The organism is Streptomyces sp. 8L (assembly GCF_020176795.1).
In the GTDB taxonomy this organism is placed as follows: domain Bacteria; phylum Actinomycetota; class Actinomycetes; order Streptomycetales; family Streptomycetaceae; genus Streptomyces.
The window spans coordinates 1-13,940 of record NZ_JAIUKE010000346.1 but is presented as its reverse complement, the minus strand read 5'-3'; the positions used below and the strand labels follow the sequence as shown (position 1 = coordinate 13,940).

General features: G+C 75.4%; 13 protein-coding genes. 4 read left to right on the top strand and 9 right to left on the bottom strand.

Going from position 1 to position 13,940, the window contains the following annotated elements:
* From LCE31_RS25920 to LCE31_RS25885, 8 genes are all read right to left on the bottom strand, one after another.
* The coding region (locus tag LCE31_RS25920; RefSeq protein WP_225018188.1) for a GNAT family N-acetyltransferase at nucleotides 1-1,317 on the bottom strand (1,317 nt) is incomplete at its 3' end.
* Nucleotides 1,317-1,982, bottom strand: a complete 666-nt coding sequence (locus LCE31_RS25915) for a lipopolysaccharide biosynthesis protein (protein WP_225018185.1) — start codon at nucleotides 1,980-1,982, stop codon at nucleotides 1,317-1,319. The genes LCE31_RS25915 and LCE31_RS25920, both read right to left, overlap by 1 nt.
* A 3-nt stretch (nucleotides 1,983-1,985) precedes the next feature.
* Nucleotides 1,986-3,119, bottom strand: a complete 1,134-nt coding sequence (locus tag LCE31_RS25910; RefSeq protein WP_225018183.1) for a glycosyltransferase — start codon at nucleotides 3,117-3,119, stop codon at nucleotides 1,986-1,988.
* Nucleotides 3,116-3,940: a polysaccharide deacetylase family protein gene (locus tag LCE31_RS25905; protein WP_225018182.1), complete on the bottom strand. Its 825-nt coding sequence runs from the start codon at nucleotides 3,938-3,940 to the stop codon at nucleotides 3,116-3,118. The genes LCE31_RS25910 and LCE31_RS25905 overlap by 4 nt, the downstream gene beginning before the upstream one ends.
* On the bottom strand, nucleotides 3,930-5,651 hold the full coding sequence (gene murJ / locus LCE31_RS25900) for a murein biosynthesis integral membrane protein MurJ (RefSeq protein ID WP_225018180.1): 1,722 nt from the start codon (nucleotides 5,649-5,651) through the stop codon (nucleotides 3,930-3,932). The genes LCE31_RS25905 and murJ overlap by 11 nt, the downstream gene beginning before the upstream one ends.
* Nucleotides 5,648-7,048 (bottom strand): O-antigen ligase family protein, encoded by a 1,401-nt coding sequence (locus LCE31_RS25895; protein WP_225018178.1) that lies wholly within the window; start codon nucleotides 7,046-7,048, stop codon nucleotides 5,648-5,650. The genes murJ and LCE31_RS25895 overlap by 4 nt, the downstream gene beginning before the upstream one ends.
* Nucleotides 7,048-8,631 carry an exopolysaccharide biosynthesis polyprenyl glycosylphosphotransferase gene (locus LCE31_RS25890; protein ID WP_225018170.1) on the bottom strand — a complete coding sequence of 528 codons (1,584 nt, stop codon included), beginning with the start codon at nucleotides 8,629-8,631 and terminating at the stop codon, nucleotides 7,048-7,050. The genes LCE31_RS25895 and LCE31_RS25890 overlap by 1 nt, the downstream gene beginning before the upstream one ends.
* Entirely contained in the window at nucleotides 8,628-9,881 is a 1,254-nt protein-coding gene (locus LCE31_RS25885; RefSeq protein WP_225018161.1) for a glycosyltransferase family 4 protein, read from the bottom strand. Before LCE31_RS25885 ends, LCE31_RS25890 begins: the two co-directional genes overlap by 4 nt.
* A 635-nt stretch (nucleotides 9,882-10,516) precedes the next feature.
* Between LCE31_RS25885 and LCE31_RS25880 the strand changes: the two genes are divergently transcribed.
* The 4 genes from LCE31_RS25880 to LCE31_RS25865 all read left to right on the top strand — a co-directional run bounded on the left by LCE31_RS25880 (nucleotide 10,517) and on the right by LCE31_RS25865 (nucleotide 13,017).
* On the top strand, nucleotides 10,517-10,756 hold the full coding sequence (locus LCE31_RS25880; protein ID WP_225018159.1) for a chaplin: 240 nt from the start codon (nucleotides 10,517-10,519) through the stop codon (nucleotides 10,754-10,756).
* A 330-nt stretch (nucleotides 10,757-11,086) separates the two neighbouring features.
* Nucleotides 11,087-11,785 carry a hypothetical protein gene (locus LCE31_RS25875; RefSeq protein ID WP_225018157.1) on the top strand — a complete coding sequence of 233 codons (699 nt, stop codon included), beginning with the start codon at nucleotides 11,087-11,089 and terminating at the stop codon, nucleotides 11,783-11,785.
* A gap of 288 nt (nucleotides 11,786-12,073) precedes the next feature.
* Nucleotides 12,074-12,442, top strand: a complete 369-nt coding sequence (locus tag LCE31_RS25870) for a hypothetical protein (RefSeq protein WP_225018155.1) — start codon at nucleotides 12,074-12,076, stop codon at nucleotides 12,440-12,442.
* Nucleotides 12,443-12,777: 335 nt separating this feature from the next.
* Nucleotides 12,778-13,017, top strand: coding sequence for a chaplin (locus LCE31_RS25865; RefSeq protein ID WP_225018153.1), 240 nt, complete (start codon nucleotides 12,778-12,780; stop codon nucleotides 13,015-13,017).
* Between the two features lie 120 nt (nucleotides 13,018-13,137).
* Here the strand turns inward: LCE31_RS25865 and LCE31_RS25860 are convergent, their stop codons facing one another.
* Nucleotides 13,138-13,809 (bottom strand): vitamin K epoxide reductase family protein, encoded by a 672-nt coding sequence (locus LCE31_RS25860; RefSeq protein WP_225018150.1) that lies wholly within the window; start codon nucleotides 13,807-13,809, stop codon nucleotides 13,138-13,140.
* Nucleotides 13,810-13,940: the final 131 nt, after the last annotated feature.

Here is a 13,940-nt window from a genome sequence, read left to right as displayed (position 1 = left end):
ACCGCCGCCTCCTCCCCCGCGCTCGGTCGTGGCCCTGTGCTCGGCTCGGCCCTTGCCCGTGCTCCGGGCCCTGGTCCGGCCGCCGGGCGCCGGGGCGGTGCCCGCGGGAGTGCCCGCGGGGGTGCTGCTGTTCGCGGAGGCGGCGGGCGCCGCGCCGCGGGCACGCCACCGCTTCACCGCCCCGGCCGCCGCGTGCCGCGCCGCCGCCCGCGCCACCAGCGCCACGAGTGCGGGCCGCAGGGCGGGCCTGGCCAGCAGCAGCCGCTTGTTGCGCACCGGCTCGGGACGCCAGTGGCTCTTGTACTCCTCGCTGCCGCGCAGCATGCTCAGCGCGGCGTCCGGGGGCGTGCCGGGGCCGAAGTACCCGGCGCTGTTGCGGAGCAGGATCGCGGACACGTCGACCTTGCGGTCCCGCAGCACGGGCTCCGCGCCGTACAGGTAGCCGCCCGCGAGCCGGGGCGTGACGAGCGTCAGGTCGGACACGACGAGCTCGCCGTCGAGGTGGAACTCCGTCAGGCGGGCGTGGCCGCGCGCCGTCATGTCCCGTACGGCGCGGGTCAGATGCTCGCTGAACCGGGTGGACAGATGCTCGGGGTTGACGTTCCGGCCCGCCCACTGGCGGCCGTGCAGGTCGAGCAGCCGGGCCACGGCCGCGGGCACCTCGTCCTCGGGCACGGCGCGCGCCACGATGCCCAGCCTGTCCGCCTTGCGGAGCTTGGACCGTACCCGCTGGCCCGTCTGCGAGGGCAGCCGGCCGATGAGGTCGGCGACGGGAGCGCCCGGCAGTTCGAGGCAGAGCGAGTCGGCGAGCTGCCTGCGCGGGCCGGGCCACTGCGCGAAGACCCGTTCGGCCGCCGCGCCCGGCCGCACCTCGCGCAGGTCGATCACGGCGGTACGGGCCAGGTCCGCGAGCACGTCGGTGAGCGCGGTGGCCGCAGGCTCCGCCCACGCGTCGTCGAGCAGCACGTCGCAGAAGTCGGTGATCGCGCCGCCGAGCGGGACGAGTACGGGCAGGGGCCGGTGGGCCAGCATGAGCGGGGCCAGCGCGAGCAGCCTGCCGCCGTCGCCGCGCACGGCGGCGATGCGCAGCCGGCCGGGCCTGCCGTACGACTGCCACCACGAGTGCAGCCAGGCGTGGCTCTGGAACGGTGTGGCGGTGCGGCAGCGCGCGAACAGCGCGTCCCACTCGTCGGCGAGCGCCGCGAAGTCACGGGCCGTGCGGTACACATGGGCCGTGGGCGCGGCCGGGTCCCGCGGGCCCGGCACGGTGCCGGCGGCCGGGCCACCGACCGGGGTGGTGGCGGGTCCCCGGGCCATCACACCGTTTCCGGCTGCGAGGTGTGGCCGTTCACGACCGCCGTCGCGGGGCCCGGCACCGGCGCGTACGCCTCAACCGCACGGCGCCGCGGGCGTACGAGGAGGGCCAGCGCCCCCAGCAGGCCGCCCGCGCAGCCGCCGACGAGCGCGGCGAGCGGGGTGGAGGGCGAGGTGGGCGCGGTCGGCTTCACGGCGCGCGAGAACTGGAGCACCTTGACGTTGGTGCCGGCCTCCATGTGCGTGCCGTTGGCCACCAGGGCGCGCGCCACCCCGTCCGCCATATTGACAGCGGTGGCGGGCTTCGGGTCGGTCGCGGTGACGGAGATCATCGGCGCGTCCGGTGAAGTCGCCGTCGTCACGTGCTCCTTGAGCCGCTGGACCGGCACTCCGGCCCACACCTGCGCGTCGCCGAGCACCGCGACCTGCGGGGCGACGCGGCCGTACGCGGTGGCGAAGCCGAGCGCGGCCGTCGGGTCGGACTTGTCGGTCGGCACGACGACGACGTAGCTCGTCGCGCTGTACTCGGGGGTGCTGAGAACTCCGTAGACGCTTCCCGCCACGACGCCCGCCACGGCCGCGGCCGGGACGAGGCTCCAGCCGGGCAGCCGCTTCAGGCGGGCCAGGAAGCCCCGCCGCTCACGCGTCGCCGCTGTTTTCTCGGTCATGTCCTAATCACTCGCTCCTCGTGTGGCGATGGTGTAGACGGCCAGCAGCCGCTCGGCGCTGCGCGCGATGTCGTAGTGGCCCGCGGCGCGCGGCGCGGGCAGCCTCTCGTGCGGCCGGCGGATGAACCTCCGCTGCTGGATGCGGAGTTCGGAGATCAACTCGGGGACGGAGCCGGAGATCTGGTGTGCGCCGGGCGCGGCCTCGGTCGGCAGGTCGTGCAGGGCGGGGCAGGTCACGTGCAGCACCGGGAGGCCGGCGGCGAGCGCCTCGACGACGGCGAGGCCGAACGCCTCGTCGGGCGACGGCGACACGAACACGTCCATGGCGGACAGCAGCGCGGGCAGCGACAGCGCGCCGGGCGCCGCGGGCGGGTCCTCGCAGGGGCCGGTGAGCAGGATGCGCTCGCCCGCGCCGCGCCGCCGCGCGATGGACAGCAGCGCGTCCCGTTCCGGCCCCCCGCCCACGAGCAGCAGACGCGCCTGAGGGAGGTCGGCGACGGCCCGTACGAGCATGTCGAAGCGCTTGCCGCGGCTGAGTCGGCCGACCCCGCCGACGACGAACGCGTCCTGCGGCAGGCCGAGCCGCTCGCGGGTGGCCCGGCGGGCGTCCGCGTCGAAGCCGAAGCGGGCGGCCTCGATGCCGTTCGGCACGACATGGATGCGGTCGTGCCGCACGCCCCACCGCTCCAGGCGGCGCGCGACCGTGTCGGACACGGCGACGGTCGCGGAGCCGAGCCGCTCCCCCGCGAGATAGAGCGCGCGGGCACCGGTGGACAGCGGGCGGCCCTCGATCTGGCGGGCGCCGAGGGAGTGTTCGGTGGCGACGACGGCCCGCACCCCGGCGAGGCGGGCCGCGAACCGCCCGTACACGCAGGCGCGGTAGAGGTGGGTGTGGACCAGGTCGTACCCGCCGCGCCGCACCAGGCCGGTCAGGCGGGGCAGCGCGCCCACGTCCCGGTTGCCCGACATGCCGAGGTGGTGCACGGACACCCCGTCGGCGACGATCCCGTCGGCGACTGCGCCCGGGTTGGTCAGGGTGACGACCTCGTGGTCGGTGGGCAAGTGCCGCAGCATCAGCCTGAGTTGCTGCTCCGCACCGCCGATGCCGAGGCCGGTGATGACATGCAGGACTCTCACGGCGCCGACGCCTCCCGCGAGGGCGCGGACGCTGCTTCCCGCGCGGGCTCCGGCAGCTCGGACTCGTGCACCTCGGGGTAGGGCCCGTACGGGACGGGCTCGCGGCGCACGCGGTGCAGCGCCAGTTTGAGCAGGAGGCGGGTCGCGGTGTCGTCCTGTCCCACGTGCACGCGCGGCAGGGCGAACAGGCCGGTCAGCGGGCCCGGGTCGATGCCGACCGCGTACTGGTAGCCGGCGGCGCGCACGGCGTCGATCGCGCGCATGTCGACGCTGCCGTACGGATAGCAGAAGCCGGTCACGTCGGTGCCGGTCACGGCGCGCAGCAGTTCGCGGCTGCGGGCGGTCTCGGCGGCGAGCAGCTCGCCGTCGACGGCGTCCCGGTCGGTGAGGTCGGTGTGCAGCAGGCCGTGCGAGCCGATCTCCATCCCGGCGCCGGCCGCCGCGCGGACGCCGTCCTCGGTCAGGAGCGGCTTGCGGGGGCCGAGCGGGTCCCACTCGTTGGCACCGCCGAGGCGGCCCGGCAGGACGTAGACGGTGGCGGTGAAGCCGTGGCGCAGCAGCGCGGGCAGGGCGTGGGTGGTGAAGTCGGCGTAGCCGTCGTCGAAGGTGAGGCCGACGAGCCCGGCGTCCGAGCCCTCGGCGCGGGCGCGCAGCAGCCGCTCCATCGACACGCCCCGCAGGCCGCGCCGCCGCAGCAGGCGCAGCTGCTGGTCGAGGCGGCGGGGCGAGACGGTGACGCGGTACGGGTCGTGCGCGGGATCGGCGACGGAGTGGTACATGGCGGCCCACAGGGGACCTGCGGACGGGCGCTCAGCGGGCATCGGCAAGCCTTCTGGTGAGGGTGCGGACAGAACGGGCGCAGCGGAGCAGGGCGGCGAGAACGGTGTCGGCCTCCGGCGCGCGCAGGGCGACGGCGGCGGCGAGGAAGACCACGGCGAGGGCCAACGAAGCGGCGGTGAGGGCGAGGTAGCGGCCCGGCAGCACGGACACGCAGAGCGCTCCCGCGACGGTCGCGGCGCCCGCCGCCGCGCTCAGCTTGGCGAGCCCGGCCGCGACGTGCGGGATGCGCACCGGCACACTGCGCCTGCCGAGCCCGGCGAGCAGGAGTACGGCGGTGAGGCTGATGCCGAGCGCGTTGGCCGCGGCGATCCCGAGGACGCCCCACACGCGTACGAGGCCCGCGCCCGAGGCGGTGGTGAGGACGAGGCCCCCGCCCATGGCGAGCGCGGGGAACCAGAGGGGGCGGGCGGCGGAGAAGTAGCAGCGCACGAGCGCGCCGACGAGGGTCTGCCCGAGCAGCCCGAACGCGTACACCCGCATCACAGACGCGGTGGCCGCGGTGTCGGCCGCGTCGAACGCGCCGCGCTGGAAGAGGACGCTCACGATCTGCGGGGCGCAGGCGATGACGAACGCGGTGCCGAGGAGTACGACGATCGCGGCGGTCGCGAGGTCCCGCTCGACGCGGCGGCGGGCGGCGGCGGTGTCGCCCGCCGCCATCGCGCGCGCGACCTCGGGAAACGTGACGGTGCACAGCATGAGGGAGAGCACCATCGGCAACTGCGCCACTTTCTGCGCGTAGTTGAGGTGCGAGATGGCACCGGCGGCCAGCGGCGAGGCGAGGAAGCGCTCGACGAGGACCTGCGCCTGGCGGCTGAGCGCGAACACGATGGCGGGCGCGACGAGCGCGATCCCGACCCCCGGCACCGCCCCGGGCGGCACCGTCGGCCGGACGGCCCGCACCCTGCGCCACAGCGACGGCGCCTGGATCGCCGCCATGCACACCCCGCCCGCGGCGACGCCCAGCGCGGCGGCGCGCACCCCGAGGCGGGCGGGGAGCAGCAGCATCGTGGCGATGATGCCGGCGTTGTACGCGACGTAGACGGCGGCGGGCGCGAGGAAGCTGGAGTGCGCGCGCAGGGCGGCGCTGAAGTAGCCGACGAGCCCGAAGGTGAAGACACAGGTCGCGGTGGAGCGCGTGCAGTCCACGGCGAGCGCGTGGTCGGGCAGCCCCGGAGCGAGCGCGTCCACCACCCAGGGCGCCCCGGCGAGCACCAGCAGCGAGACGCCGCCGAGGACGAGGCAGAGCGTGGGCAGCGTCCGGCGCAGCAGCGCGCGGACGGAGCCCCGCGCCACGGCCATGCTGAACGCGGGCACGAGGATCAGCGCCAGCCCGTCCTCGATCAGCAGCGTGGACGAGAGCTCGGGCACGGTCCACGAGACGAGGAACGCGTCGCTCTCCGCGCCGGCGCCGAAGAGGTGGGCGATGACCTGGTCGCGTACGAGGCCGAGCAGCGCGCCCAGCGCGGTGAGCACGGCGGTGATCAGGGCGGCCCGCCCGAACCGCCGCGCCGCTCCCGCGCTTTCCGCGCCGGGGGCGGCGGCGTCCCGCCCCGGCGACGCGGGCGCGGGCAGACGCGCGGGCGCGATGGGCAGCTGTGCGCCGGGCGCGACGGGCGCCTGCACGCCGGGCGCGGGCGCGACGGGGAGCCGCACGCCGGGCGCGGCGGGGCGGGGTCCTGTCGTATCCGTCATCGGCGCGGCGCCGGTTCTGCCGGATCGCTCGCGCGCGAGGTCGCGGCCGTACCGAGGGACCAGGCGGCGGCGAGGCCCAGCATCACCGCCGTCAGGACCGTGGAGGGGCCGCCGATGTCGGCGTACGCGAAGTCGATGAGCTGCCACACGAGCAGCCCGCACACCAGGACGGCGACGCCCGTGCCGCGGCGCGTGCGCCGGGCGGCCGGGAGCCGGCGCAGGGCGCACACCAGGAGCGCGAGCCAGCTGCCGACGAGCGCCAGCACGCCGACCACGCCCTGTTCACTGAGGATCAGCAGATACATGTTGTGCGGCGACAGCAGCGGCTGGCGCTGGTAGCCGGCGCCCGCGCCGTCGGTGTCGCTGCCGGACGACAGCGCGAGCGAGGCGTTGGCGTCGCGGTGCGCCGGGAAGCCCTTGAGGCCGACGCCCGTCACGGGGTCCTGGCGCCACATGTCCAGGGCCGCCGCCCACATCGTGTACCGGTCGGTGACGGACTGGTCGGGGTCGTCGGTGACCTGGGTGATGGAGGCGAGCCGCTGGGAGACCATCTGCGAGCCGACGCCCGCCCCGCCGATCAGCACCACCCCGAGGGCGCCCGCGACCAGTGCGACCGCGACCGCGCGCCGCACCCCCGAGGCCAGCAGCATCAGGGCGAGCGCCGCCGCCGTGGCGATCCACGCGCCCCGGCTGAACGACAGCAGGAGCGGCACCGCGAGCAGCGCGGCGCACACCAGCGCCCACGCCCCGCGGCGCCGGGGCGTGCGCTCGTCCAGCGCGTAGCCGACGGCGATGAGCAGGCCGTACGAGACCGCGGTGGCCATGCCCATCACGTCGGTCGAACCGAACGTGCCGACCGCGCGCACGTTCTCGCCCTCGTAGGACGCCCCGGTGGCGGTCGCGTACTGCACGACGCCGACGGCGCCCTGGACGAGGGCCAGCGCGACGAGACCCCCTGCCACCACGCCGAAGTCGCGGCGGTCCCGCACCAGCAGCACGAGGGAGGCCGGGACGAGGACGAAGACCTGGAGGTAGCGGGGCACGCCCGCGAGGCTGAACGCCGGGTCCTGGGAGGCGATCGCGGCGACGGACACGCCGATCACCGGGGCGCCGAGCACCACGGCCGCGGTGCGCCCGAGGGTCCGCTCGCGCAGCCGCAGCAGGCGCCCCGCGCAGAACAGGACGAGGACGCCGGACGCGGCGTCGGCCACCGTCCCCGTGCCCTCGGACGCGCTGCCGCCGGGCGGCGCGGGCACCGCGATCAGCACGATCACGGCGAGGACGGGCAGCAGGTGCGCGTACCGCCGCCAGTCGGCGGCCGGGTGGGGGCGCGGAGCCGTCGCGGGAGCCGGGGCGTGCGCGGGCGCGGGCGCAGCCACGGGCGCGGGCGCGGTCATCAGCTGCCCGCCGGGCGGACCAGCGAGACGGCGGTGCGCACCAGGATGCACACGTCCTGCCAGAGCGACCAGTGGTCGATGTAGTGGTTGTCGAAGCGGGAGCGGTCCTCGATCGACGTGTCGCCGCGCAGCCCGTGCACCTGGGCGAGCCCCGTGATGCCGACGGGCATCCGGTGGCGGGCCGCGTAGCCGGGCAGGGTCTTGCTGAAGTTGGCGACGAAGTGCGGGCGTTGGGGGCGCGGCCCGACGAGGCTCATGTCGCCGCGCAGCACGTTCCACAGCTGCGGCAGCTCGTCCATCGAGGTCTTGCGCAGGATGCCGCCGACCGTGCTCATGCGGTGGTCGCCCGCGATGTTCCAGCGGGTCGCGGACTCGTGGTCGTCGAGGGGGCGCAGCGTACGGAACTTCAGCAGGGTGAAGAGGCGGCCGTCCTGGCCCACCCGCTCCTGCCGGAACAGCACGCCGGGGCCGTCCAGGAGGCGCACGGCGAGGGCGCAGCCCAGCAGGAGCGGCGAGAGTGCGAGCAGTGCGGGCGCGGCGACGGTGATGTCGAGGAGCCGCTTGGCGCGCCGGCCGCGCCAGGGCCGCCACCCGGGGGCGTCGAGGCGGCGGAACGCGAAGCCCCACAGGTGGTCGGTCATCCGGGGCCTGGCCGCCGCCGTCTCCCAGCCGCCGTCGCCGACGAACACGACGCCGCAGCCGGACGCGCGCACCAGCGGGAGAAGGCCCTCGAAGCCGGCCCCGGCCGGACCGGCGTGGCCGGTGAGCGCGTCGGCGCCGACGAAGACCGCCTCCTCGACGCCGCTCTGGACGATCGCCCGGTGGACGTCCTCAGGGGCGGTCAGCACCGGCAGGGCCGCGCCCCCGTCCGCTCCCGCCCGGTCGACGGGGTGCTCGCCGGCCGCGGCATCCGCGATGCCGACGGGCCGCAGCCCGTACTCGGGGTGCTGGACGAGGAGCGCCGCGACGGCGCGCGCCCGTGCGCCGGTCCCGACGACGAGCGCGGGGCGCGCCCCCGTCCTGGCCGCGGCGCGCGCCCGGGCGTGCACGGCGGCGCGGCAGGCCGAGGCCACGGCGAGCTGCACGCAGGCGCCCTCGGCGAGGGTGGCGGGGGCGCAGGCGCCGGCGGCGGAGAACAGCGCCTGGCAGCCGGCCGCGGCCACGCACCAGGCGACGCAGACGCGCGCGGCGAGCGCCGGCAGCCGGTCGAGCACCGACGGGTTGAGCGGCGGATCGTAGAGCCCGGCGTACGCGTTGAGCGCGGTCACGCACGCGACGACGCACGCCGCGAGAACGGCGCCCGCGACGCCCCGCACCACGTCGTCGCCCGCCCGTACGGCCGCGAGGGCCACGGCCTCGCCCGCGAGGTCGGCGGCGACGAGCGGCAGCGCCCGCCGGGCCGGGGTGCGGGCCGGGCGGCGGCGCGACGGCGGCACGAGCGGGCCGGAGGTGCCGAGGCCGCGCGGCGCGTGCTCCCAGGCGTGGTCCCGGGGCGGCGAGGCGATCGTGACGCGGCCCGCGGTCGCCCCCGCGCGGTGCGCGGGCCCCGAAGGCGAGGGAACACTGGTGCTTTCCGTGCTCACTGGGCGATCGGCTCCCTGCGTTCAGGGTGCGGCGCGCCGGCGACCTCGCGGTAGATCCCCGCGAGGGCCGCGGCGGTCCGCCGCACGTCGAAGGTGCTGCGTACGTGGTCGTGCGCCCGGCGCCCGAGCTCCGCGCGCGCCCGCGGATCGCGCAGCAGCGCGACGCCGGCCGCGGCGAGCGCGGCGGGGTCCTCGGCGGGCACGAGGCAGGCGCCCGCCTGGCCGGGCGGCAGGCTCTCGCGTGCGCCGTCCACGTCGGTGAGGACGACGGGCCGCGCGCACGCCATGGCTTCGAGCGGGGAGAGCGCCATGCCCTCCCAGCGCGAGGGCAGGACGACGAGATCGGCGGCGCGGTACCAGCGCGCGGTGTCCGCGACGGGCCCCGCGAACAGGACGGACGGCGGGGCGGCGGCGCGCAGGGACGCGGCGTCGGGGCCGTCGCCGACGAGGACGAGACGGGCGCCCCGCACCTCGCGTGCCACGGCTTCCCAGGCGCGCAGCAGGATGTCCTGGCCCTTCTGGCGGCAGAGCCTTCCGACGCACACGACGACGGGGGCAGGCCCGGTCCCGGGGCCCGCGTCGAGGTCGAGGCCGCCGGGCCCGAGCCCGGCGAGCGGGGACTGCTCCTCCCCCGCGTCCGGCGGCGCATGGGGGGTGAAGTGCGCGGTGTCCACGCCGTTGCGTACGACACGGAACTCGGCGCGCACTCCGGCGCGTACGCCGGTGGCGCGCTCCGCCTCGCTGACGCAGACGATCCGGTCGCTCCACCGGGCCGCCCACCGCTCCCAGCCGCGCGCGGCGCCGGCCAGCGCGCCGCCGACGGCCTCGAACGACCAGGCGTGCGGCTGGAAGACGGTGGGGACGCGGCCCCGTGCGGCGAGCCGTCCCGCGAGGCCCGCCTTGGCGCTGTGCGCGTGCAGGACGTCGGGGCGTACGGCGTCGAGGAGCCGGGCCGCGGCACGGACCTCGCCGGGCAGCGAGCGGCCGGGTTCGCGGGTGGCGGCCCAGGTCAGCACGTCGGCGCCCGCGCGGGCCGCGGCCGGGGCGAGGGTGCTGCCGGGCGGGCAGCCGACGACGACGCGGAGCCCGGCCGCGGTCTGGGCGGCGACGAGGTCGGCGACGACGCGCGGCACGCCGCCGTCGGGGGGCTGGACGAGATGCAGTGCGGTGAAGCCTTGGTCGGCCCTGGGGATACCGGACGTCACGCGCACTTCGTTCCACTTCTTTCCGTTCGTGGACGGGAAGGCCATTGCGGGACCCTCGGCCGAGGCACCGGCTTCCGGTCAGTCCCTGACTGCCGTCTGTACGAAGAACGCACCGGACCGGAGGGAGTCACGCCCCGCGCCGAATCGAACAGCAAGTCGGTCTCCCCCGCCGGGCAAAGCGGACTTCACTTCGAACACACCTGGATTGCGGCCACAATTGTTCGCATAAAAGGATTGTCTCTTGATCCGGTCAACGCCAAGATCGTCGACATCTGCGCGGGGCCCCGGATCGCCGGACTCCGAAGCGCCCGGCTCCGAAGCGCCGGACTCCGCAGCATGGGGCTCCGGAGCGCCGCGCGGGCGCGGAGCGGCGACCGCCGGGCGTGCGAACAGCCGCGGTCCGTATCGCTGAAGTCCTCACAGGGCTCCTCCGTGAGATGCCGCCAGATGGCCGGAGAACGTTCCGGGCCGAACCGATAGGCACCTTTACAGAGAGGATGGAGAATATGGCGTAGCCACGCTGGGGTGTCCGGGGGACGGCGGGCGCGGCCAGGCACAAGAGATCAGGCTTCACTCATTCGGGGCAGCAACCGATCGGCGCCCGCCGCGTTGATCGGTATGTCGAGCATTCACGCACGGCATTTCGTTTTTCTGTTGTCTCACCGAGGAGCCTCATCCCCATGTCGCGTATCGCGAAGGCTGTTGTTCTGTCCACCACCGCGGTCGCCGCTGTCGCCGGCGCGTCCGGTGCCGCGTTCGCCGACGCCGGCGCGGGTGCCGCGGCCATCGGTTCCCCCGGTGTCATCTCCGGCAACGCCATCCAGGTCCCGGTCCACGTGCCGGTCAACGTCTGCGGCAACACCATCAACGTCATCGGTCTGCTGAACCCCGCGTTCGGCAACACCTGCGTCAACGCCTGAGGCCTCCCGCCCCGGCGAGCACCACGGAAGCCGCCCCGCCGACATTCGGCAGGGCGGCTTCCGCCTGTCCGCAGGCGCTCCTCTGCCCATACGCACCCCGGTCCATACGCGCCCGGTCCGTACCCGCCCCGTCCGTACGCGCCCCGCACCCCGCGGCGGAGGCGTCGGCGTCGGCGGCCGTGCGCCTGAGGCGGTGTCAGCCGAGGTGCCGGATTGGGCCGCATGAGGACGTGTCAGCCACCCGTTCGGACCGGGGCACGTTGCGGGGCGCGGCGGTGGAACACACGGTGAGGAGAACGTCCCCACGCGTTCCGAAAGGACCCCCGCACGATGCGTCCCCAGCTCTCTCTGAGCGCCGCGGCGGCTGTCGCCTGCGCCGCCCTCGCCCTCGGCACCGCAGGCCCCGCGACCGCCGCGGCCCACTCCCCGCACGACACCGGCCGAGGCCTCGCGACGGCCCGGCCCGGCCCCGCGCGCGGCCCGCTGCCGGACGCCGCCACGCCTGCCGGGCAGGTCGGCACGCTGAAGAACCTCAGCGGTGTGCTCGCGCCCGTCACCACGCTGCTCGACACCGTCGTCAAGGCCGACCACGACAAGCTGGCGGACGCCGGCACCGCGCGGCTCGCCGCCGACGCCGAGAGGGCCATCGCCGCGGCGAAGTCCGCGACCGCCTCCGCCACGACCGCGAACAGCCGCGCCGACACCCCCGCGGACACCGTCGGCAAGGCCCTCGACGCGCTGAAGAAGTCGGTGGACGACCTCGCCGCAGGCGCGGCGGCGGGCGACACCCAGAAGACCGGCGACGAGGTCACCGCCACGACCACCCAGCTGGTCAACGTGATCGTCGCCAACGTGCTGGACGGCGGGCTGCCGAAGCCGACTCTGCCGGACCTGCCTGACCTGCCCGCGCAGCCCGGCACCGGGGACCCCGAGGCCACCACGCTGCCCGCCTCGGTGACGCCCGGGGCCTCCACGCTGCCGGCGTTCGCCCACCCCGGCCTGACGGACCCGTCCGCCCTGCTCGACTGAACCGCCCGCCGTCACACGGCCCGGCCCCGGCGCACACCGCCGGGGCCGGGCCGTGTCCGCTGTCCGCCGTCTGCCGTCTGCCGTCTGCCGTCTGCCGTCTGCCGTCTGCCGTCTGCCGTCCGCGTGCAACGACCGGGTGCGCAACGACCGGGCGCGGGAATCGATACGCGCGGCGGCCCAGTGCCAGGCGTACGAGTGGCGCCGGTGGAATTCGGCCGCTTCCGAGTTTCCAGGGGGCGCGAGGGCTCGTTAGGGATATCGCAGTCCACGCGAAAGAAGGTTGACGAAATGAAGTCCACGAAGGTTGCCGCGATCGTCGCAGGTTCCCTGGTCGCCCTCGGTGCGGCGGCTCCGGCCTTCGCCGACGGTCTCACTCCCACCAGCCTCAACGGCGGCATCGACTCGCTGGCGGCGAACGGGCTGCGCAGCGGCTCGCCGTTGAACACCAACGCGCTGGACACCGAGAACAAGGGCTCGCTGGTCAACGCGGTCAGCGAGACGGCCCAGAGCCTCGGCAAGGCCAAGCCCGCCCCGGCGAAGCAGAACGCGCCCCAGCACAGCACCGCGAAGCACAGCGCGCCGAAGCAGACTGCGAAGAAGCAGAACGCCGTCGAGGGTGTCGGTTCCCTCCTCGGCGGCCTTCCGCTGGGCGGCTGACCCGGCGGGGGGGCCCCGCCCCCCGCCCCCCCCCCCCCCCGCCCCCCCCGGGGGGGGGCCGCGGGGGGGCAGGGGGGCCCCCCCCCCCCCCCGCGGCGCCGCCCGGGGGAGCCAGGGGGGGGGCGCCCCCGCGCGGCGCCCGCCGCCGCCCCGCCCCCCCCCCCCGCGCGCGCGCGGCTTGGGGGCCACGGGGCTTGCTCACGGTGACCCCGCAACGGCCCGGCGATGACGCGCGATTACGCCAGGCGGTGGAGTTTGTGTACGAGACCGGGTCGCCTGCTTCAGGTATCGATGCTCGTACATAAACTGACAAAACGCCAAGGAAAGGTAATCGCATGAACGGCATCAAGAAGGCAGCTCTCCTCGTTGCGACAGCCGGTATCGTGGCGGGTTCCGCCGCGGGCACGGCCGCCGCGGACGGCGGTGCGAACGCCGGGGCCGTCGGCTCGCCGGGCGTCCTGTCCGGCAACGTCGTCCAGGTCCCGATCCACGTCCCGGTCAACGCCTGCGGCAACAGCGTGGACGTCATCGGGCTGCTGAACCCCGCGTTCGGCAACGCCTGCGGCAACCGCTGACACCGGGCTGGTCTTCTCCCTCCTCGGGAAGCCTCCCCCCTCGGGAACACGACGGAGCGGATGTGTGGAGTTGGGGCTCCACGCATCCGCTCCGTCTTTCGCGTTCAGCGGTGTTGACCGTCATCCCGTCCAGAAGTCCCACCAGCGGGTGAGGATGAGCATGCCGATCCCGCCCAGCCAGACCAGTGGCACAAGCCAGTGGAACTCGCCGAGGGCGGTGCGCAGTCCCGCGGGCGCCGCGATCACACCGTTCCTGATGTTGTGCACCGTCACGTAGCAGAACGCCAGCGTGGTGCCCGTCCAGGCGAGGCAGCACCACAGGCACAGCGCGTTGATCTCGTACAGCGACTGGAACTGGAGCCAGGAGCAGAACCCGACCCCGAACAGCGTGCCCGCGTTGAGGCCCAGCCAGTACCAGCGGCCGTACCGCGCGCCCGCGAGCAGGCCCGCACCGGTCGCGACCACCACCGGATACGTGGCAAGGCCCAGCATCGGGTTGGGGAACCCGAACACCGACGCCTGGGCGCTCTTCATCACACTGCCGCAGGACACCACCGGGTTCAGGCTGCAACCCGGGGTGAAATTAGGGTCCTTGAGCAGATGGAACTCGTCCAGTGTGATCACCCAGGCGGCCAGCAGGCCCATGAACCCCGCGACCACGAGCAGGGCGCCCAGGGCCCGGCCGCCGCCGTATCCACGGGCACCGCCGTCGGGGTCCGCGCCTCTCGCGTGCGCCGCTCTTGCGTCTTCTTCCTTGCCGGCGGAATCCCTGCCGGCCACAGCCGTTGCCATGCTGTCGACGCTATGCCCGCGTTCACCGACCGGCCTTGTGCGGCGCCCGGGTTCACTGGAACGAGGGAGGCGGGACCAGCCGGACAATCGGATGAGCCGTGCGTTCGAAGAAGCGTTTCCCCCGTCCCTCC